We start from the raw sequence: 20,025 nt of genomic DNA, 5'->3' as shown, positions 1-20,025 counted from the left end.
TATAGCCCTCGGCGGTGGCGCGGCGAGAACGCCGAGCCCGCGAGGTCCCTCAGTAGGGCTTCCGGGCCGCCACCACGACCGACGAGCCGAACGGCAGGTCGCGCGAGCGCAGTACCCACCGGTCGAGGTCCGCCAGCCCGAGCAGCGCCTTCTCCACCGGCGGGGGCACGTGCGGCAGGCCCGGTACGGCGTCCGCCTCCAGCGCCGCGAAGTCGCGGCCGCGCTCCTTCAGCCGGGTGCGCAGCCGGTTCGCCGCGAACATCGGGAACGTCGAACCGAAGATGTGGGTCGCCCGCAGGATCTCGAAACCGCTCGCCCGCAGGGCCCGGGTCGCGCGGGCACGGGTGTACCGGCGGAAGTGGTGGTTGTGCTCGTCGAAGTGGGTCCAGGCCCACTGGTAGGCCGGCACCGACATCAGGAAGCGCCCACCGGGAGACAGCACGCGGTACACCTCGGCGAGCGCCTGGTCCTCGGGCTCGCAATGCTCGATCACGTCGAACGCGGCGACGACGTCGAACACCTGGTCGGAGAACGGCAGCTCGAGTGCCGAGCCGCAGACCCCGCCGGGTCCGAGCCCGCGCGGGTCAACGTCCAGCGCGACCTGCTTACCGTGTCCGCGCAGCCAGGACACGCTGGGGCCGTCGGCGCTGCCGACGTCCAGCAGCCGCCGCGGCTCCCCGACGTGCTCGCTGAGCACTGTCTCGAGAAGCTCGGCGCGGGCGCGGTACCACCAGTAGTCAGGGCTCTGGATCGACGGCGATCCGGCTTCGGTCATTGGCACACCCTACTGAGATCGAGGGCAAGGAGCACGACGAGGTGGCCCGGAGCCCGGCCACTGCCAGTACTTCGGGTCGCTGGCCGCGGCCTCGAGCTGCGCCGCCGGTGGAGGTGCACCGTGCTCCAATAGGGCGGTGCGCACGCAGGAGAGCGAACAGGCGTGACGGCGATCGAAGCGGAGCCCGCCGTTGCCACGAGTCCCCGTGCGCCCGGTTCCGCTGTTCTTGGCCGGCTGATTCCGTGGCTGCTCCCGGTTGCCGCGGGGGTGGGTGGGCTGCTTGCGATCGACGTGCCGCTGGCGGACATCGCGAAGTACAGCGGCTATTTCGTCTTTTGCGTGGTTCTGCCCGGCGTACTGCTGCTCAGGGGCGCATGGCGGAGCACTGGCAACTGGGCTGAGGACTTCGGGCTCGGTGCAGCGGTCGGGGCGGCGTACCAGTTGCTGGGGTGGGCGATCTTCACTGCACTGGGGCTGCAGTCCTGGTTGTGCGCCTGGCCAGCGCTCGTGCTGGCGGTCTTCGCGGCCGTGCCTCGGCTGCGGTCTTGCTGGCGGATTGTGGCGCCGGTGCCGCTTCCGGTGGCCTGGTCCTGGGGTGTCGCCGGCTGTGCCACGGTGCTGGTCCTCATCACCACCTTCAACGTGCTGGCCGATCACCAGCCGCCGCCGAGCGGTACGGCGTACTACCAGGACCTGCTGTTTCACCTGTCGTTGGTGCACGAGGTGATGCGGTCGGTGCCGCCGCAGCTACCGCAGGCGGCAGGCGAACCGCTGCAGTACCACTGGTTCGCCGATGCTGACATGGCGAGCGCCGTGGACATCACCCGCCTCTCACCGGCCCTCGTGCTGTTTCGCCTCTGGCTGTTGCCGCAGGCGGTTGTCGTGCTGCTTGTGTCCGCTGCGCTGGCCCGGCAGGTCAGCAAGGTGTGGTGGACCGGTGTGCTCGCCGCAGTGGTGGTGCTGCCGACCGGCTCAGCGAGTCTGCTCAGCCCATCTCTGACGTTCAGCATCGTCGCGGGGACAGCGGCGGCGATCTTCGTCGTCGATGCGGTGTTCCGTCGCAGCGGTGGTCGTGGTGCCTGGGTGCTCGCCGCGGCGCTGGCGGTTGTCGCTGGTGGATCGAAGCCGTCGATGCTGCCGATCCTGGCTGGCGGCGTCGGTCTGGCCGCGCTGTTCCTCCTCGTCCGGGAGCGGAAGCTGCTCTGGCGGTCGGTCGGCGCCGGCCTCGTCCTGGTGCTCGCCATGCTCGTCACCTTGCGCTTCATTGCGGGGCCGAGCGGATCGGGATTCCAGCTCTTCGCCATCGCCAGGTTCCAGCCGGCGTACCCCGCGATCACCGGTGACACGTCGGTGCCGGGCACCGGCGGGCTGGTCCCAGCGTGGCTGACCTCGGGAGACTCGACGACGATCAGTGGGGTCGCCGTACTGCTGGGACTGATCTTGTTGTCGTCGGCCGGACTGCTGACCGGCTTCGGTTTGCTGTTCGTGCGATCGACCAGGCGTGATCCAGTCGCCTGGCTGCTGGCAGGAACTTTGGCGAGTGCATGGATCGGGCTGTTGGTGGCGAATCACCCCGCAGCGGGTCAGCAGTACTTCCTGCGCAGCGTCGTGCCGTTCGCGGCCGCGGCAGCGGGTTGGCTGGTTGCCGTAGCGTTCAAAGGCCGCAGTGGCCGGACGATCCTGCTGGTGAGCGCCACTGCACTGGTGCTCGGCGTCGGGTTCTTCGTGGCCATGCAGCCCGCCAAGCTCCGTTCCGAAGATTCCAGAGCGGCTCAGGTCGACGCGCTGGCCCGGCCGCTGCTCGTAACCGGCGTACTGACCGCGCTGCTGGTCTGCGGGTGGCTGCTCAGTAGACGCCGTCGGGTGAAGCAGCCAGGACTCGGCTCGGCTGTGCCCGTCCTCGTGGCGATTGCAGTGTCTCTGGTCGGCATGGCCAAGTACTCGTACTTCGCCTTCCAGACGGATGGGACCTACCGCGCGGTGAACGGCCAGGTCCATCCGGACGAGCAGGCTGCCGCCCTGTGGCTCGGCGCGCACTCCGACCCAGCCGACGTGGTACTCACCGGCACCTGGTGCCAGCCGCCCGGCGCACAGCAGCCCGGTTGCGATGCGCGGGGCTATCTCGTCAGCGGGATCGCCGGTCGCCGAACCCTGATGGAGGGCTGGGCCTATACCCAGCAGGCGCTGGAGACCAGTGGAGTCGGCGGCAAGCGGTACGCGTACCAGGACTCGCCCTGGCCCGACCGAGTCCAGTTGACCGAACAGATCCTGACAGCGCCGACCGCGCAGTTGCTGACGGAGGTTCGTCAGCAGTACGGCGTGCGCTGGATCTACGCTGACGGGTGGGACGGACCGACGTCCGCCAAGCTGGACGAGCTGGCGGTACTGCGTTACCAGGAGGGTGAAGTCAAGATCTACGAGCTCGGTGCAGGCTGATGGCCACGGTCATCCCGCACGAGCAGACCCACGCCCTGTCCGTCGAGCCACCGCGACCAGCTGCCCGGATTCGGCACGGGCTGCTGCCGTGGCTTGTCCCTGTGGTGGCCTCCGTGGTCGGGCTACTGATCATCGACGTGCCGCTCGAAGCGATCCTCCGGTACGGCGTGTACTTCGGGGCGTGCGTCGTGCTGCCGGGCGTCCTGCTCATGCGGGCTCTCTGGCGCAGTACAGGCAACTGGGCCGAGGACGTCGGTCTAGGAGCCGCTGTCGGAATCGCTTACCAGCTTGGCGGTTGGGCTCTCTTCACCTGGCTTGGTGTGCAGCAGTTTCTCGTCGTCTGGCCTTTGCTGGTCCTGCTGGCTTTCGCGCTGGTTCCGGGGCTACGGCAGTACTGGCGGATTGCCGAGCCTGAACCATTGCCGATGGCGTGGTCCTGGGGTCTGTCGATCTGCCTGACTCTGCTCGCGCTGGCGACGACGCTGGGCGTGATGGCGGATCACGCCCCACCACCGCACGGCATCGCGTACTACCCCGACGGGCTCTACCACCTGTCGATGGTGAACGAACTGCTCCGCAGCGTTCCACCGCAGCTGCCCCAGGTGTCAGGCGAGGCATTGGAGTACCACTGGTTCCCCAATGCCGACATGGCCGGCGCCGTCGACATCACCAGGCTCTCGCCGATCCTGGTGATGTACCGGCTGTGGCTGCTGCCGGTGATGTTCGCCGGTCTGCTGGCCGGAGCCGCACTGGCTCGTCAGGTCAGCAAGGTTTGGTGGACCGGCTTGCTGGCCGGCCTGGCGTTCGTCGTACCGCAACTGGGCTTCTTCGTACCGGCCTGGTCTCAGGTGGACCTCGTGGGCCCGGCCGGCCTGATGACTCCCTCGCAGACCTTGGCGACGTTGGTTCTCGCCGCGGCGGCGTACTTCGTGATCGCTGCTCTTTATCGCGGTGGTGGTCGAGGAGTCTGGGCGCTCGCGGTGGCGGCGGCCGTCGTCGGAGGTGGTTCGAAGCCGACCGTGCTGCCGATCCTCATCGGTGGCGTGGGGCTGTCGGCGCTGTTCCTGCTGGTGAAGGAACGGCGCATCCCTTGGCGGGCCGTCGCGATCGGTGGACTGCTGGTCGCGATCACCGTGTGGACGATGCTCACTGTGGCCGGGAGCACGAGCGGGTCCGGGATCCAGCTCTTCGCGATCGCCAAGTTCCAGCCCGGCTATCGCGGAGCGACCGGCGACGGTTCGCTGGCCGGTACCGGCGGCCTGGTGCTCCGGTCTCTGACCGGGGACCACGTGGCGGTCGCAGGAGCCCTGGTGATCCTGGCCGGCTTCGTGCTCGCGCACGCGGCGCTGCTGGCCGGCTTCGGACTGATCGGGGTCCGCGCGCTGCGGCAGAGCCCTGTCGCCTGGTTCCTGGTCGGAGGGTTGACCGCTTCCTGGCTCGGCGTGAGCCTGGTGAACCATCCCTCTGCGAGCCAGTACTACTTCCTGCGCTCCGGTCTGCCGTTCGCGGCCGCAGCGGTCGGCTGGCTGATCGCAGTCGGCGTCCGAGGCCGCAGCCGGCGCACGATCCTTCGTACCGGCCTGGTCGGGCTGGGGACCGGTACTGCGATCGCGGTCTGCGCAGGGCTGGTCAGGAAGAACGCCACCGGGTTCCGCGCCGCCCAGATCGAGGTGCTCGCCCGTCCCCTCCTGGTGACTGTCCTGCTCGCCGTACTGGCGTTGATCGTCTGGCTGTGGGCTCGCCGTCGGCAGTGCCTCACGGGACTGGGCATGGCCTTCGCGATGCTCGTCGTGATCGGACTACCGATCGGCACGGTCGTAACCGATGCGTGGCGAGTTCGCCACCTCCACGGCTCAGGCCACTTCGTCTCGGCAGGCTGGCGGGTGTACCCCGACGAGCTCGCCGCAGCGCGCTGGCTGGCGAAGAACTCCGCACCGAACGACGTCGTGCTCGCCAACACCTACTGCCGCCCTGCCGGCCCGCAGCGACCCGGGTGCGATGCCCGCGGGTACATCGTGAGCGGCATCGCCGGCCGGCGCGTTCTGCTGGAGGGCTGGGCCTACACGCAGCAGGGGATGGCGAACAACGGGGTCAACGGCATCAAGTACTTCTTCCAGCCCTCGCCCTGGCTGGATCGGGTCGAGCTCACCCACCAGGCACTCACCGCGCCGACCCCGCAACTGCTGGACCGCCTGCGATCGCAGTACGGCGTGCGCTGGATCTACGCGGACCTTCGGGACGGCCCCGTCTCACCGGCCCTGGACCGGCTGGCTTCGCTGCGGCATCAGGAATCCCGGGTGAAGGTCTACGAGCTCACCGGGCGGTGAAATCCGGACCGGTCTAGATCGGTGACGTGGCACAGATAACACGAAGAGGGGTTGACTGCTATAACTCTCTGGTGACAGTGACCGTTCCGAAACGCACGATGGACATCAAGGAGTTCCCGCTCTATCTGGCGGCGGCCTCCGAGTTCTGGCAGCGGAACGTGCTCCCGGACTCCGAGCGGGTGATCCTGGTCGAGGCGATGAGCCAGGACCTCCGGGTGACGCTGCGCAACCTGACCGTGGCGAACGCGCTGCGCCGGTTCGTGCCGGCCCGGCTGGTCGTCTTCACCGGCGCGGACGACGACTGGCACGACATTCTCTGGACGTTCTTCGAGGGCGACGCGCTGTCGGCGATCTCGCACGCGTACGGCGCCGTTGACGTGATCGACATCCATGACCTGGTCGACAGCCGGATCGGCAATCCGGATCCCGGCGGCCTGCACGTGGCCGGTCAGGACCTGCCGGTGACCGGATCGGGAATCGATCCGGCCGTGCTCGAGGAGATCGTCCGGGCGACGGTCTGCCGGGTGCTCAAGACGCCGCGGGTGACCGACGAGATCCGGGCCGGCGCGAAGTACGCGCAGGTCCAGGAACGCAGCGCGGAGTTCTCCAACGTGTACGACGCGCTGTTCGCCGGGCTCGACCCGGTCGCGCTGATCACCAGTCACGTCGACTACAACCTGTGGGGTCTCGCGGTCGAGTCGGCGGCCCGGTTCAACGTGCCGACCGTGCACGTCCAGAGCACCGGCAGCCTGAAGGCGTACGCGCTCTTCCCGGAGACCAAGCGCGGTGCGCCGACCTTCCGGGCCGAGCTCACCCACCAGATCGCCGACTTCTTCGAGTCCTACGTCTGGCCGAACCGCGACCAGTTGCGCAACAGCGCGGAGCTGACCGCGTCGCGGGTGAAGGGCACCTGGGGCAAGCCGTCGTGGTGGCGCGGCGGCTCGATCTCGGCGATCGAGTTGCAGACCCCCGAGGAGCGGCTCTCGGTCCGCGAGCACGCGCTGGCCAGGTACGGCTTCGATCCCGGCAAGCCGGTGATCGCGGTCTACAACCACGCCGTCTCCGACGCGCTCAACACCAACGTCGAATGCTTCGAGGACCTCGGCGCCTGGTACGAGGCGACCGCCGACTACGCGGCCAAGCGCGACGACGTCAACTGGTTGTTCATCGACCACCCGAGCCAGCACCTGTACGACTCGACCGGCTTCTTCGACAACCTCAAGGACAAGCACGCCGGTACGCCGCTGGTCTTCCTGCCCAGCCTGGAGATGAGCAAGAACGTGATGTGGAGCCTGGTCGATCTGGGCGTCACCGTGCGCGGCAGCATCAGCACCGAGCTACCGGCGTACGGCATCGCCGCGATCCAGGCCGGCTGGTCTGAGTGGAGCCATTGCGGCTTCACCATCCTGGCCGAGGACGCCGACGACTACTGGACCAAGCTGGACGAGTCGATCGAGGGTCTGCTGGCCGGACGGCCGCTGGTGACCGACGAGCAGATCGAGCGGGCGCGGCTGTGGGCGTGGCTCTACCGCAGCGGAGCGGACGTCTCGACGCCGCTGGTGCAGCACTGGGAGATGGGCCGGATGGAGTTCCTGATGGTCGCCCTGAGGGTGGCCATGCAGCACATCGAGGCCGATGCCGACCCCGCCTTCACCGCCGTCCGGAGGATGTGGGTCCGCAAGGATCCGTTCCTGACCAGGACCGATCTGACGTTGTCGGCCGAGGAGTTCGCGATGGCACTGGGCGGGGTGAACGAGCTGTGAAGGTCTTTACCACGCCGCGTTTCCAGACCGCGTTCGACATCGTGCCGGTGCCGCTCGCAGTGCCCGGCGTCCTGAGCTCCGGACAGCCGAGCGACCTGGTCCTGATCGACTGCATGTCTCGCGGTGTCGCCGTGATCGGCCGCTTCGTCGCATCGCCGGCTCTGCTCGGCGCCAAGGTGGCTCCGAGTGGCCGGCCCGTCCGGGTGACCGCGCACTTCAGCTTCGACGGTATGGCCCTGGGCTGGTGGCAGGAGCAAGTCGCGGAGGATGTGTCGTTGCGGGAGGCCGAGCTGCCCCGCCTGTTGCTGGTTCGTTCGCAGGGCAAGACTCGCGGCGCTGTGCTGCTGAACCGCCGAGGAGTCGCTTCGGGCGTCGCCGACGGGGTGGTCAGCTTCGATCTCGGGCCGGAGGAGCTGAGTAGCGCAGGGCTGTTCGTCCTCGAGGTGGTCAGCGTCGACCACGGCCGCCCGTCGTGGGCCCCGGCTGCTTCGGCCGGTGCGGTCGGCGTACTGGTGAAGCGGGTCGAGTTCACCGAGGTGGACGGCGAACGGACCGCCGGCCTGGTTTCGACCGGCAACGTTCCGGCAGACACCACGTGGCCGATCCAGGGCGACTACTTCGTGGCCAATCCTGGCGACGGCCCGCGCCGCTGGATCGCCCGGGCGACTCTGATCGAACCGCCGCCCCCGATCGAGCCCGAGCCGGAACCCGAGCCCGAACCGCTCCCTCCGCCGGTGCCGCAGCGACCGAGCGCCGCCCGTCGGTTGAAGCGCAGCGTCAAGCGTGCGGCCCGCTGGGTCGTCCCGGTCGCCGCGGTCCCGGTGGCGAAGAAGACGAGCAGGCGCGCGGCCGCGCTCAAGCGCAGAATCGTGCGTGCTGCCAAGGGCCGGCCGGCCGCGCCGCCGCCACCTCCGCCCCCACCGCCCGCGCCGGTGGTTCCGCCAGGACCGCCGCCGAACCCGCTCGCCGACGCGATGGCAGACCTGGTCGGCCGGAACGTCGTCCAGGTGGAGCTGGCCGGTCTCGAAGCCGGTCCGGTGCCTGGTGTGCAGGTGCGGGCGCAGGAGGGCACCGAGGTCGAGATCGTCACCGACGGGCCGCTGACGGTTCCGGCGCTGGTCCGGTTGACGGTCGACCCGTCAGGGCTGGGCGACGTGCCTGACATCGCCGAGGGCGCGACGGTGCGCTGGGACCTCGTCGTACGGGCCGGGTCCTGACTGTTCCCGACTACCGGCCACGGCTCGGTGACGACGGCGACGACAACGGCGAGCTGCTTCGCGCGCTGTTGACCGAATCCGAACGTGGCCGGTTGCTCCTGCCTGCCGGGTCGTACCCGATCAGCGGCGGCCTCGTCCTCACCGACTCGTGGTCCCTGTCGGGCTCCGGTACGACGTTGTGGCGCGCGCGGGCCGAGTCGGCGCCGCTGATCCACGTCCTCGGCTCCGACGTCACCGTCACCGACCTGACCGTGGAGCTTCCGGACGCCTCACCCGGTCCGCACGACGGAGCCGAGTGGACCGCCGTCACGATCGGCCGGTACTTCTACGCCGAGCAGCCGGAGTGGATCGAGCGGATCGCCGTACGACGGCTGGTGGTCCGGCGCGCCGGACGCTGTGCGGCCAACAACCTCACTCTCATCGGCGCAGTCCGGGACGTGCGGTTGTCGGATCTCGAAGTACACGGCGGCGGTACGGCGTTCATCGCGCACTGGGGTGCCGTCGGCGCCGGCGTCAGCGACATCACCGGATACTCACTGCACCCTCATCACTTCCAAGTCGACGGACTCCGGGTGTACGACGCTTTCGAGGCGTTCTGTCTCAGCTCGGTGCACGACGTCGAAGTCCGCGACGTGCAGTGCGAACGGGTGGAGATCGGCTTCAGGTTGCTGCCCGGCGACAACACCGACCGGTACCGCGAGGAAGGTGCCGGGCGCGGGATCAACCACGGGCTGTCGATCCGCGACTGCGCCATCGGCTGGTGCGGTGATCTGTACGCGATCCGGGTCGCGGGCTGGGGCCGGAGCGAGGTCGACGGAGCGATCAGCACCCGGCCGTTCGTCGACCTCGATCTTCGCGACGTGACGGTCCAGCCGCTGCCGGTCGAGGTCGGCAACCCACCGCCACGCCGAGGGCGCCGGCCGATCGTGGTCGAGGACGCCGGTTCGGTGGACGTCAGTGGTGTGCAGGTGCTGCCCGCGTAAGCCCTACCGCTGTCAAGGAAGTTCGTAGATCAGCGCGTCGGACGCTTTGAATCGCAGCGTCGCGAGCGTGTCGAGCTTCGCCGTCTCGACCACGGTCTGCCCGGGATCGGCGTAGAGCCAGCGGACGCCGTACTTGACCTTCAGGAGCCGCAGGTTGTCGCGGGTCGGGGTGATGAAGGCGCGGTCGTTGTCCTCGAGTTTCTGCTGGTCCCAGAACGGCAGGCCGTTCGGGCTCATCCCGGTGTCCGCGACGAGCTCGTTGATGGTGTTGGTGTAGCCCCAGCCTTCGACCAGCACGTGGCGTTCGCTCAGGGCAGCGATCCAGAAGTGCCGGGAGTCGCAGCCGGTGGTGTTCTTCATCGTGCAGTGCGCGTTGGTGGCGATCAGCTCGCCAGGTGCGGTGTGGTCGCGCAGCCACAGGGCGGCTGTCGTCTGGGTCGCCGAGGGACCGAGCTTGAAGTCGTCGGACAGCGGAGGCAGGTCGGTCCGGTGATACGAAGCCATCGCCTGCAGGGGCAGGAAGAGTCCGGCGCCCATCCCCGCCAGGACGAAGGATGCCGTCGCGACTCTGGTCGGCCGCCCTCGGCGCTTGGCGAGCTTCCACAGAACGGTCACCAGGATCGCGACCGCGAGCAGGAAGGTGATCGTCCAGACCCACGGCGCGATCAGCCCGGTCAGCCGTCCGTCCGCTGTCAGGAACGGCTTGCCGTCGCCCGGGTTGGCCTTCACGATCGACCGGGCGGCCGCGGTCGCCCCGATCCCGCCGAGCAGCGAGACGAACACGAGCACGCCCGACCGCCGGTCGGCAAACCAGAACACCAGCATCCACACGCCCGCTGCGGCGAGGGCGGCGATGATCGGCACCGCGGTCCGGTGGAAGTACAGCTGGCTGGTGCCCGGCTGGTCGGTCAGGACCAGGCCGCCGAAGCCGGCGATCGCGATGCCGACCAGGAAGATCATGCCCGGATCGCGGAACCAGCGGGCCGCCGTACCGAGCAGCACCAGCAGGCCGGCCGAGCCGAGCAGCAGGCCGAGGCACAAGGTGATGCCGCCGATCCACATCGCGGCATGGTCGAACCCACCGCCCTCGACCGGTTTGGCGACCAGCGGATAGATGCCGACCTTCGCGAACGTCACCCACGGCCGGACCGCGAGGCCGGACGACTTGTTGCCGAAGACAACGAAAATGGCGGCCACGAAGATGCCGCCGAGCACGATCGCGATCAGCAGCGCGCCCTTGGCGAAGCGGCCGTAGAGCAGCCGGATGAACACCACCAGCCCGAGCCCGCAGATGATCATCGGCAGCACGGTCGCCTTCGAACCCGACGCGGCGGCGGCGATCACGACGAAGAGCACCCAGGTGGCAGGGCCGCTTCGCCCGCGCAGCAGATCGACACCGATCAGTGCCAGCAAAGTGATCAGGGCACCGCCGAGATTCTGCGTCGGGCTGCCCCAGTAGTAGCTGATCAGGCTCTCCGCCGGGAGGCGCACGGACGGGTACGCATCGACGGTGCCGGCGATACCGGCGACGGCGATGGCCAGCGGCCCGGCCCAGCGCGAGCCGGGTGCGATCCGGTCGGTGAGCGCGTAGATCAGCGCACAACCGGCCAGCAGCAGGGGGATCCAGCCGATGTTGTAGATCAGGTCGGTGAGGTCCACTCCGGTGGCCCAGGAAGTGGCGGCGGTGAGCTGGTGCCAGAAGTAGTGGTAGTCCATCCGCTCGCCGTTCACGTACGGCGCCTGCAGCGGTACGTCGTACTTGGCGCTCGCGGCCAGCGCCTGGTGGAAGGCCATGTCCGGCACGTGGGAGCGGGCATCGGTGTACGGCGCGGGAGCCAGCGCGCGGTACCGCCCGATGGCGTAGAGCGGCAGGGCAAGCGTGGTGGCGACCAACCAGGCCGTCAAGGGTGAGACGGGTCGCTCGACGCGCTGGAGGCAGCGTCGTCGCCAGCTCGGTACGACGGTCACCGCGATGATCACGGGCGCGGCCCACAGCCAGGCCCACCGCTGGCCGCCGAGGGGAGCAACCCCCAGATAGACCAGGATCAGCAGGGACACGCCGACCAGTGAGCCAGCGGCGAAGTCCTCGATCAGGTTGTGCCGGAACGGGCTGGCCAGGCGCCACAGCAGCGTGCCCGGCAGGGTGATCCCGAAGACCCAGAAGCGCAGCAGCGCGACGATGTCGTGGCTGGACGAGTGACTGGCCATCAGCCAGATCGTCAACCAGGCCAGGGCGACCCCGGCTGCCACCTTCACCGCGCCGGCGCCGATAGGCCGCCACGGCAACAGACTGAGCAGCGACGGCATGGACGGACTGACCTCACGCTCCGCAGTAGCGAGGCTACTGGCGGTGTCATTGGTCATCGTCGGCACCACCAGAGGGTAGCGGGATCCCCAGGTGAGCCGAGCCGGGTAACCTCGCCGGAGGAGGGCTTCTCGCATGCAAACCACTCGGCCCGTACTGTCCGTCGTCGTACCAATGTACGACGAGGAGGACGTGCTGCCGATCTTCCTCGACCGGATGCACCCACTGCTGGACGGCCTGGGGCTCAGCTACGAGCTGGTGGTGGTCGACGACGGAAGCCGCGACCGGACCGCCGCATTACTCACCAGGGCGAGCGCGGACTGGCCAGAGCTCCGGTTGGTCCGGTTGCTGCGCAACAGCGGCCACCAGGCGGCCCTGTCGGCCGGATTCCAGCTGGCTCGCGGTGAATACCTGGTCACCATCGACGCCGACCTGCAGGATCCACCCGAGGTCATCGCCGAGCTGCTCGCCACAGCGCGCGAGGACGACGTCGACGTCGTGTACGGCGTACGTTCCGATCGCTCCAGCGACAGCTGGGCGAAGCGGACGACCGCGCGCCTCTACTACCGGCTCATGTGCCGCTTGGTCGGCCGCGATCTGCCGTTCGACGCGGGTGACTTCCGGCTCGTCTCCCGGCGCGTGGTGGACGCAGTGAACCAGCTACCCGAGGACGGCCGGGTCTTCCGGCTGGTGATCCCGTGGCTGGGCTTCCCGAGCGCGGAGGTGAAGTACGTCCGCGCAGAGCGGGCCGCCGGAAGTACGAAGTACACGCTGTCCAAGATGTTCCGGCTGGCCTTCGACAGCCTGACTGCCTTCTCGGCGGCGCCACTGCGGCTCGCGACGTGGCTCGGGCTGCTCGGCGGGTTGCTGTCGGTGGGGGTCGTGGTTGCTGCGTTGGCGATCAAGCTGACCGGCCGGAGCATTCCCGGCTGGACCTCTACGGTGCTCGCCGTCGGGACGATCGGTGCGCTCCAGTTGCTCTGCCTCGGGTTGCTGGGGGAGTACGTGGCCCGCTTGTTCCAGGCCAGCCAGCGGCGGCCGCAGTTCATGATCGGCTACGACAGCCTCGAGGACCCCGGTCATCATTCGTACGCCGAAGCCCTTGACGAAGCCACTGCCGACGCTGCCGCTCAAGCTGTTTCGGACCGCGCTACCGACCACGGGTAGGCTCCTCCACCATGCCCGACCTGTCTCCGATCCCCTTCGTCAAGGCCTTTGTGGCGGGCGACGAACTCGCCTACGTCAACCAGTCCTTCGCCTCGGCCGCGGTGGTCGGGGACGGCCCGTTCACCGCCCGCGCCTCCGAGCTGCTCACGAAGCTGGCCGGTGGCGTCGGGGCACTGCTGACGCCCTCCTGCACGCATGCGCTGGAGATGACCGCGCTGCTGCTCGACCTGGAGCCCGGCGACGAGGTGATCATGCCGTCGTTCACCTTCGTCTCGACGGCCAACGCATACGCGCTGCGCGGCGCCGTACCGGTGTTCGTCGACATCCGGCCGGACACGCTGAACCTCGACGAGACCCAGGTCGAGGCTGCGATCACCGACCGGACCAAGGCGATCGTCGTGGTCCACTACGCCGGCGTCGCGGTCGAGATGGACACCGTGCTGGCGATCGCCGAGAAGCACGGGCTGACGGTGATCGAGGACAACGCGCACGGCCTCGGCGGTTCGTACAAGGGCCGTCCGCTCGGTTCGCTCGGGCAGATGGCGACGCAGTCGTTCCACGGCACCAAGAACGTGCACTGCGGTGAGGGCGGCGCGCTGGTGCTGAACGACGCCGACCTGCTCCACCGCGCGGAGGTGATCCGGGAGAAGGGCACGAACCGCAGCCAGTTCTTCCGCGGCCAGGTCGACAAGTACCGCTGGATCGACATCGGCTCCAGTTACCTGCTGGCCGACCCACTCGCTGCGTTCCTGACCGCCCAGCTGGAACTGTTCGAGGAGATCCAGGCACCGCGGCTGGCTATGTGGCAGCGTTACCACGACAAGCTCCCCGACTGGGCCGAGGCGAACGGCGTCGGCCTGCCGACGGTCCCTGCCGACTGTGTGCACCCCGCGCACATGTACTACGTGCTGATGCCCTCCCATGAGCACCAGCTCGGGCTGATCGCGCACCTGCGCGAGCGCAACATCACCGCGGCGTTCCACTACGTGCCGCTGCACTCGGCTCCGGCCGGGAAGAAGTACGGCCGGGTCGGTCCGGGCGGCTGCGACGTCACCGAGGACCTCAGCAGCCGGCTGGTGCGGCTCCCGTTGTTCAGCCAGCTCACCGAGACAGAGCAGGACCGCGTCCTCGACGGCCTGTTCTCGTACCAGCTCTGATGGGCTGGTACGACGCGCTCGAGGCGGGCGAGCTGATCACCGCGCCTTCGGCGTACGAATCGAAGCGGTTCGGCGTCTCGGTCGACCGGGTCACCGTCTCGGCCTCGGCCGGGAGCCAGTTGGCCGAGGTGCTCACAGCGGTCGACAAGTCGACGGCCGACGTCGTCGTACTGCGTTATCCGGCTCGCGAGGTGCAGTGGTTCGCCGCGCTCGCCAGTGGGCCGCGGACCGCCTTGCTGGCCGACAGCCTGGTCTACTGGTCGCTCCCGGTCGGCAAGGGCCGCCGCCCGGCTCCCCTGGCGGGGTTCAACGCCGGACTCGAGCGGGCGATCGACGACGACCTGGTGGACGACCTGGTCGGCGACATCTTCGGTGACTACGGCAATCACTACTGCGCGAACCCCTTGTTCGACAGGGCATTGGCTCTCGCGGGCTACCAGGAGTGGGCCCGGCGCAGCATCGCCGACGAGGGTGCGGTCGTACTGCGTGGTCCGGACCACCGGGTGCTCGGGCTGGCAACCGTCGACCAACAGGAGTCGTGGACAGAAATCGAGCTCGCGGGCGTAGTACCGGCTGAGCAGGGCCGGGGACGCTACGGTCACCTGCTGGCTGCAGTAGAGGACGCGAGTACGTCGCGCCGGCTGGTGATCTCCACGCAGGGGCAGAACACCGGAGTGCAACGGGCGTGGGCCAGGTACGGCTTCGAGCCCGTGCACACCCTGTTGACTGTCCATCTCGTGACGCCGGGATTGCTGTCCGGTGAACCGGAAGCGGCCGGTCGCGAAGGGTGACGCACAGGTCGGTGAGGGTCCTGCCCGGTGCTAACATGACCGCGAGATCTTTGGTCGCCGCCCGGCCTCTGGTTGCTCCGGAGCGAGCGAGCCGCAGCAGCATCGGGTCCGGCGTGATGCCGACCGGGATGTCGATGCTGACCGAACTGCCGACTGAGCCGAGGAGAACGCCGTTGTGACGCCGCGGCTGAGTGTCGTTGTGCCTTTCTACAACGTCCGCGACTACATCGGGGAGTGTCTGGACTCGATCGCCCGGCAGACGTGGACCGACTTCGAGGCGATCCTGGTCGACGACGGGTCCCCGGACGACAGCGCCGCGATCGCCAAGGAGTTCTGCGACCGCGACCCGCGGTTCCGGATCGTGACGCAGGAGAACCAGGGCCTCGGCCCGGCCCGCAACACCGGGGTCCGGCACGCCGATGGGGAGTACATCACCTTCGTCGACAGCGACGACCTGGTCACCCGGCACGGCTTCGAGAAGCTGATCCGGACCCTGGACGAGACCGGTTCGTCGTTCGCCGGCGGTAACGCGCGGCGGTTCAACAACTCCTCCGGTGTCCGGCCGTCGTGGATCCACCGGCTGCCGTTCGCCAAGGACCGGCTGGCCACGCACGTGATCGAGACCCCGGACCTGATCCTGGACCGGATGGTCTGGAACAAGGTCTACCGGCGGTCCTTCTGGGACGAGTACGGCTACGAGTTCCCCGCGATCCGCTACGAGGACTACCCGGTCACGCTGAAGGCGCACCTGGACGCCGTCACCGTGGACGCGCTGGCGGTGCCGGTCTACTACTGGCGCGAGCGCGAGTCCGGCGAGTCGATCACCCAGCAGAAGTTCCAGTTCGGCAACCTCGAGGACCGGGTCAAGTCGGCCGAGATGGTGATGGACCTGGTCGAGAACGCGATCGGCGAGGTGCGGCCGCGGGTGCACGCGCACTTCACCCAGATCGACATGCTCACGCTGATGATGGCGTTCGGCGCCGCACCGCCCGAAGAAGAGCAGAACCTGATCAAGCTCGCTCGACGGCTGCTGGACCGGCTGGACGAGAAGGTGCTCGAGCGGGCGCACAGCTACGACCGCCTGCAGCACTCGGCGCTGCGCGCCGGTGACGTCGACCTGCTCCGCCGGCTGGCCAACTTCCGCAACGACGGCGGCCTGCGTGGCGGTGCCCGGGCGCTCGCGCGTCCGCGCCGCTCCTGGCAGTTCGAGCACAACTACCCGGGCGTCCACGATCAGAACAGCTCGGTGCCACGGGAGCTCTACCGGCTGCCGATGAAGGACCTGACGCTGGCGACCAGCGTGACCGAGGTGGCCTGGCACGGCAGCGAGCTGTCCGTGAAGGGCACCGCCGAGATCCGGCACCTGGAGACCAAGACGTCCTCCAGCCTGCGGATCGCGCTCGTCATCGCCGGCGCCGAGACCCCCCTGGCCGTACGCCGGTACGACGCGACCGACACGCACGGCGACCCCGCGCTCGTCGGGTTCGAGGTTCGCCTCGACAAGGCGCTGCTGGCCCGGCTCAAGGACACCGCCGCCCCGGCGCACTTCGTCGTACGGATGCGCTCCGGGCGGTTGCGGCGGCACGGCAAGCTGCGGGGCCAGCGGCCCGGTAGCCCCGGCTGGCCGCCGGGCGCGTGGATCGACGCCAAGAGCTGGATCCAGCCCGGTCCCGGTGCGGACGGCGCGTTCGTGCTGCGCCGGATGGTCGACCCGTGCCGGCTCACCTCGGTGGAGCAGACCGCCGACGCCCTGGTGCTGCACGGCCGCGTCCCGGCCGATCTGAAGGATCCCAAGCTGCAGGTCACCCGGCCGCTGGCCGGTCAGGACCAGTCGGTGCCGCTCACACTGTCCGGCGACGGCCGCGACTTCTCCGCCCGGATCCCGATCCGGCCGATCATCGAGGACACCAACCCCGACGACCCGTTCACCCAGCGGACGACCTGGGCGTTCCGACTGGTCGGCACCGGTGGCGACGAGCGGCTGCTGCTGTGGACCGCCCCGGAGCGGGCTGCCAGCCACACCGAGCAGGGCCGGCTGGTGACGCTGACCCGCTCGACCGGCGGTTACGTGAACCTGCAAGAGTCGCCGTTCCGGCTGGCCGCCGACCGGGCCGAAGAGGTTGCCGGGAGCAACGGACCGGAACTCCGGATCACCGGGGCGGCGCTCGACGGCGAGGCGGCGTACTCGTTCTGCTGGCGGCGCTACCTGGACGACAACGACGAGCACGAGGACATCGAGTGCCGCCGGACGGTGGCCGACGGTGTCTGGACCGCCTCGGTCGGTTTGACCGAGCTGATCCCGGCCGAGGTCACGGTCAGCTCGGCGGACCCGCTGGCCAGCCTGGCGGACTGGATCCTGTTCGCGATCGCGCCCGACGGTTCGTCGCACGCGGTCCAGTGCGAGCCGTTCCTGTCCAGCCGGTTGCCGATCGAGCTCGAGCAGGACGGCCACACCGCCGCGTTGCGCCCGCACGCCGGCACTCTCCACGTCGAGGTCCGCTGATGCATCACCACAACCACTACTACGGCCAGGCACACATCCTGGCCCGGTACGCCGGTCTGGACGACGAGTACCCGCCCCGCCTGCGCGGCTACCTGCAGCACGGCTGGAACATCGCCGACGGCTGGAACCCGGTGCACGAGTTCTACGACGGCGCCTGGCGGTTCACCTGGAGCGACGGCCCGCGCCGCCGTGGGCACGCACTGGGCCGCCGGAACTACCACAGCATCGGCGCCCCCTTCCTGTACCTGCAGGAGCTGGAGCCCGACCTCGGCGTCGTACCGGAGGAAGAGCGGGAAGGCACGCTCTGGTTCCTCTTCCACGGCTGGGAGGGCGGCAAGATCCAGGGCGACCACAAGCGCCTGATCGACGAGATCCGCGAGACCGAGCCCGGCCCGGTCACGTTCAGCCTGTACTACACCGAGTACGACCGGCCCGAGGTGCGCAAGTCCTACGAGGACGCCGGCTTCCGGGTGGTCTCGTTCGGCCGTCGCGGGTTCTCCTACGAGGGCACGGATCCGCGCTTCCTGTACAAGCAGCTGGCCGAGCTGCGCAAGCACAAGCGGGTGGCCGCGAACCGGCTGTCCACCGCGATCTTCTACGGCATCGCCGCCGGCTGCGAGCCGGCCGTGTACGGCGACCCGATGGAGATGGAGGGCGAGAACCCGCTGTTCGGCGGGCAGAGCCGGATCGCCAGGCTGTGGCCTGAGATGCTCGGTAAGGACATCGACCTGGCCGCCGCCCGCGCGACCACCGACCTCGAGCTCGGCGTCCCATGGATGATGCCGGCCGAGGAACTGCGCATGTTGTTCGATTGGAGAGAGCGTGTCTGACAACCAGCTGGCCGTCGATGTGGTCCGCGGCGAGATGCAGCCGTGGAGCGACTACAGCGGCAAGCGGGGGGCCGTCCAGGGACCGGTGCTGCGCGCGCTGCTGTCCGACGTACTGCCCGACGGGGGACGCACGCTGATCCTCGGTCCGCACGCCGCCGATCTGGTCGAGGCAGTGGTCGCCAAGGCGGCCGAGACGACTGTATTGGTCCGCTCGGTCTCCGACGCCACTGAGCTCACTGAGCAGTTCGGTCAGGTGCAGGTGATCGCCGGCGCTCTGGATGGGCTTGTCGGCGACGACCGGGCGCCCTTCGACGTAGTGGTTGCCGCTGACGGGCTTGACCGCGTCCTGGGGTACGACAGCGACGACCTGAACTGGACGCAGCGGCTGGACGCGCTGGCCGCAGTGGCCGCTCCCGGCGCCGTGGTCGTGCTTGGGCTGGAGAACGAGTTCTCCCTGACCAACCTGCTGGACCGGCGACCTGCGGACGAGCGGCACGGCGACGACGAGTGGCGCCCGCTGCACGACGACCCGACTCGCCCAGTCTCCACCGACCAGCTTGCCGCTGAGCTGTCGCGAGTCGGGCTCGGCACCTCTGTGTCGTACGCCGCTTTCTCGGTCGAAGAGACGCCGTTCGCGCTGGTGAGCGCAGAGGTCGCTGCCGCTGCTCGTCCGGGGCAGTTGCCTGCGCGGCTCGCCGTGGAGGCCTTGGAGGCGTCGGCTGCCGTAGTACCGCTGCTGGCTCCGATCGCTGAGGGTGCGGAGTCCGCTGCGCGCGCTGGGCTCCTCGGCGCTACGCCCAGCGGCTGGATCGCGGTTGCCGGTGGCGCTGCCGGCCACAGCGTTTATGCGAAGACGCCGGGGCACACCGCGGTACTGACTGCGGATGCTGCTGAGGCGGGCTGGGCTGTTGCGGTGGATGCTGCTCCGGCTGAGGCAGAAGGGTTGCTGCAGTTCGACGCGGCGGCCGTTCCTGCTTCGGTGCCGGGTGGCGTCACTGCCGAGACCCTGCTGTTCCGTCTTGCCGCGGCCGAGGACGTGCCCGCCTTCCGCGACCTCGCGGCGCGGCTGGGGGACTGGGCCCGCTCGCAGACCGGTTCGCGGACGCTGCTGCGCTGGGACGACGTGGTCGTCGACGGTGACAGCTTCGCCTTCGGCGTCTCGCCCTGGCAGACCGTCGCGGACGAGAGCGACAAGGATCGGCTGGCAGCGGCCTGGGCGCGGTTCCACGACCGGCTGATCAGCGGCCACCGCCGGCACCCGTGGCCGCCGTGGATGGTCGGCGACGACCTCGTCGCGGCCTGGGTCGCGATGTCCGGTATCGAGGCACCGAAGCCGGTCCCGGCCACCGCCGCGGACACCCCGTCCGCCTCGGTCGCCCATGTTGCCCGGGGCAAGGAACTGGCCGCCGCGCTGACCGGCGTACTGGGTATTCCGGCGGATGCCTCGCAGACCCCCGACGTCCAGACGGCGCTCGCCGAGGCCGAGCGGGCGAAGAAGGAGTCGTTCGAGCTGGCCGGGCAGATCTTCGGCCTGGAGCGGACCCTCGGCTTCCGCGACAAAGCGCTGAAGACGCGCGAGACCCGGATCCGCGAGATGCGCACGCAGGTGCAGAAGGCCAACGCGGAGCGCACCCGGCTGCGCAACTCCAAGGCGTACACCGCGGTCAAGCTGATCCGCAAGGCCGCGATGATCCGCAACCCGCGCAAGTTCGCCGGCAAGGTCAAGCGCAAGGTGAACCGCCAACTCCGCAACAAACTCGGCTGATCTTTC

14 protein-coding genes are annotated in these 20,025 nt (G+C 69.1%); 12 read left to right on the top strand and 2 right to left on the bottom strand.

Annotated features, from left to right (window positions below):
* Positions 1-49 precede the first annotated feature (49 nt).
* Positions 50-775 (bottom strand): class I SAM-dependent methyltransferase, encoded by a 726-nt coding sequence (locus DIZ26_RS14635; protein ID WP_112241487.1) that lies wholly within the window; start codon positions 773-775, stop codon positions 50-52.
* 162 nt (positions 776-937) lie between these two features.
* On the opposite strand from DIZ26_RS14635, the gene DIZ26_RS14630 reads away from it, so the two are divergent.
* The 5 genes from DIZ26_RS14630 to DIZ26_RS14610 all read left to right on the top strand — a co-directional run bounded on the left by DIZ26_RS14630 (position 938) and on the right by DIZ26_RS14610 (position 9,501).
* Positions 938-3,211 (top strand): hypothetical protein, encoded by a 2,274-nt coding sequence (locus tag DIZ26_RS14630; RefSeq protein ID WP_232828348.1) that lies wholly within the window; start codon positions 938-940, stop codon positions 3,209-3,211.
* Complete coding sequence (locus DIZ26_RS14625) at positions 3,211-5,538, top strand: hypothetical protein (protein WP_232828347.1); 2,328 nt, start codon at positions 3,211-3,213, stop codon at positions 5,536-5,538. Before DIZ26_RS14630 ends, DIZ26_RS14625 begins: the two co-directional genes overlap by 1 nt.
* Before the next feature lie 71 nt (positions 5,539-5,609).
* Positions 5,610-7,301 carry a hypothetical protein gene (locus tag DIZ26_RS14620; protein WP_232828346.1) on the top strand — a complete coding sequence of 564 codons (1,692 nt, stop codon included), beginning with the start codon at positions 5,610-5,612 and terminating at the stop codon, positions 7,299-7,301.
* Entirely contained in the window at positions 7,298-8,518 is a 1,221-nt protein-coding gene (locus DIZ26_RS14615) for a hypothetical protein (RefSeq protein WP_112241485.1), read from the top strand. The genes DIZ26_RS14620 and DIZ26_RS14615 overlap by 4 nt, the downstream gene beginning before the upstream one ends.
* 68 nt (positions 8,519-8,586) lie before the next feature.
* Positions 8,587-9,501 carry a hypothetical protein gene (locus DIZ26_RS14610; protein ID WP_112241483.1) on the top strand — a complete coding sequence of 305 codons (915 nt, stop codon included), beginning with the start codon at positions 8,587-8,589 and terminating at the stop codon, positions 9,499-9,501.
* 12 nt (positions 9,502-9,513) lie between these two features.
* Here DIZ26_RS14610 and DIZ26_RS14605 read toward each other — a convergent pair whose 3' ends face one another.
* Positions 9,514-11,865 carry a hypothetical protein gene (locus DIZ26_RS14605; RefSeq protein ID WP_232828345.1) on the bottom strand — a complete coding sequence of 784 codons (2,352 nt, stop codon included), beginning with the start codon at positions 11,863-11,865 and terminating at the stop codon, positions 9,514-9,516.
* A gap of 76 nt (positions 11,866-11,941) precedes the next feature.
* On the opposite strand from DIZ26_RS14605, the gene DIZ26_RS14600 reads away from it, so the two are divergent.
* Genes DIZ26_RS14600 through DIZ26_RS14575 form a run of 7 tightly spaced genes read left to right on the top strand, consistent with a single transcriptional unit; the run spans position 11,942 to position 20,019 of the window.
* Positions 11,942-12,973, top strand: coding sequence for a glycosyltransferase family 2 protein (locus tag DIZ26_RS14600; RefSeq protein WP_112241481.1), 1,032 nt, complete (start codon positions 11,942-11,944; stop codon positions 12,971-12,973).
* A gap of 11 nt (positions 12,974-12,984) precedes the next feature.
* Positions 12,985-14,130: a dTDP-4-amino-4,6-dideoxygalactose transaminase gene (gene rffA / locus DIZ26_RS14595; RefSeq protein ID WP_112241480.1), complete on the top strand. Its 1,146-nt coding sequence runs from the start codon at positions 12,985-12,987 to the stop codon at positions 14,128-14,130.
* On the top strand, positions 14,130-14,921 hold the full coding sequence (locus tag DIZ26_RS14590) for an N-acetyltransferase (RefSeq protein ID WP_112241478.1): 792 nt from the start codon (positions 14,130-14,132) through the stop codon (positions 14,919-14,921). Before rffA ends, DIZ26_RS14590 begins: the two co-directional genes overlap by 1 nt.
* Positions 14,922-14,956: 35 nt before the next feature.
* Complete coding sequence (locus tag DIZ26_RS37455) at positions 14,957-15,100, top strand: hypothetical protein (RefSeq protein WP_157979714.1); 144 nt, start codon at positions 14,957-14,959, stop codon at positions 15,098-15,100.
* Positions 15,097-17,424, top strand: coding sequence for a glycosyltransferase family 2 protein (locus DIZ26_RS14585; RefSeq protein WP_112241476.1), 2,328 nt, complete (start codon positions 15,097-15,099; stop codon positions 17,422-17,424). The genes DIZ26_RS37455 and DIZ26_RS14585 overlap by 4 nt, the downstream gene beginning before the upstream one ends.
* Entirely contained in the window at positions 17,424-18,254 is an 831-nt protein-coding gene (locus tag DIZ26_RS14580) for a hypothetical protein (RefSeq protein WP_112241474.1), read from the top strand. The genes DIZ26_RS14585 and DIZ26_RS14580 overlap by 1 nt, the downstream gene beginning before the upstream one ends.
* Positions 18,247-20,019 carry a serine/threonine-protein kinase gene (locus DIZ26_RS14575; protein ID WP_112241472.1) on the top strand — a complete coding sequence of 591 codons (1,773 nt, stop codon included), beginning with the start codon at positions 18,247-18,249 and terminating at the stop codon, positions 20,017-20,019. The genes DIZ26_RS14580 and DIZ26_RS14575 overlap by 8 nt, the downstream gene beginning before the upstream one ends.
* The last annotated feature ends 6 nt before the right edge of the window (positions 20,020-20,025 follow it).

The sequence above is a fragment of the Kribbella monticola genome (assembly GCF_003261635.1).
Taxonomy (GTDB): domain Bacteria; phylum Actinomycetota; class Actinomycetes; order Propionibacteriales; family Kribbellaceae; genus Kribbella; species Kribbella monticola.
Note: the sequence above shows the minus strand (reverse complement) of the source record. Positions and strands in the feature narration are given on the sequence as shown.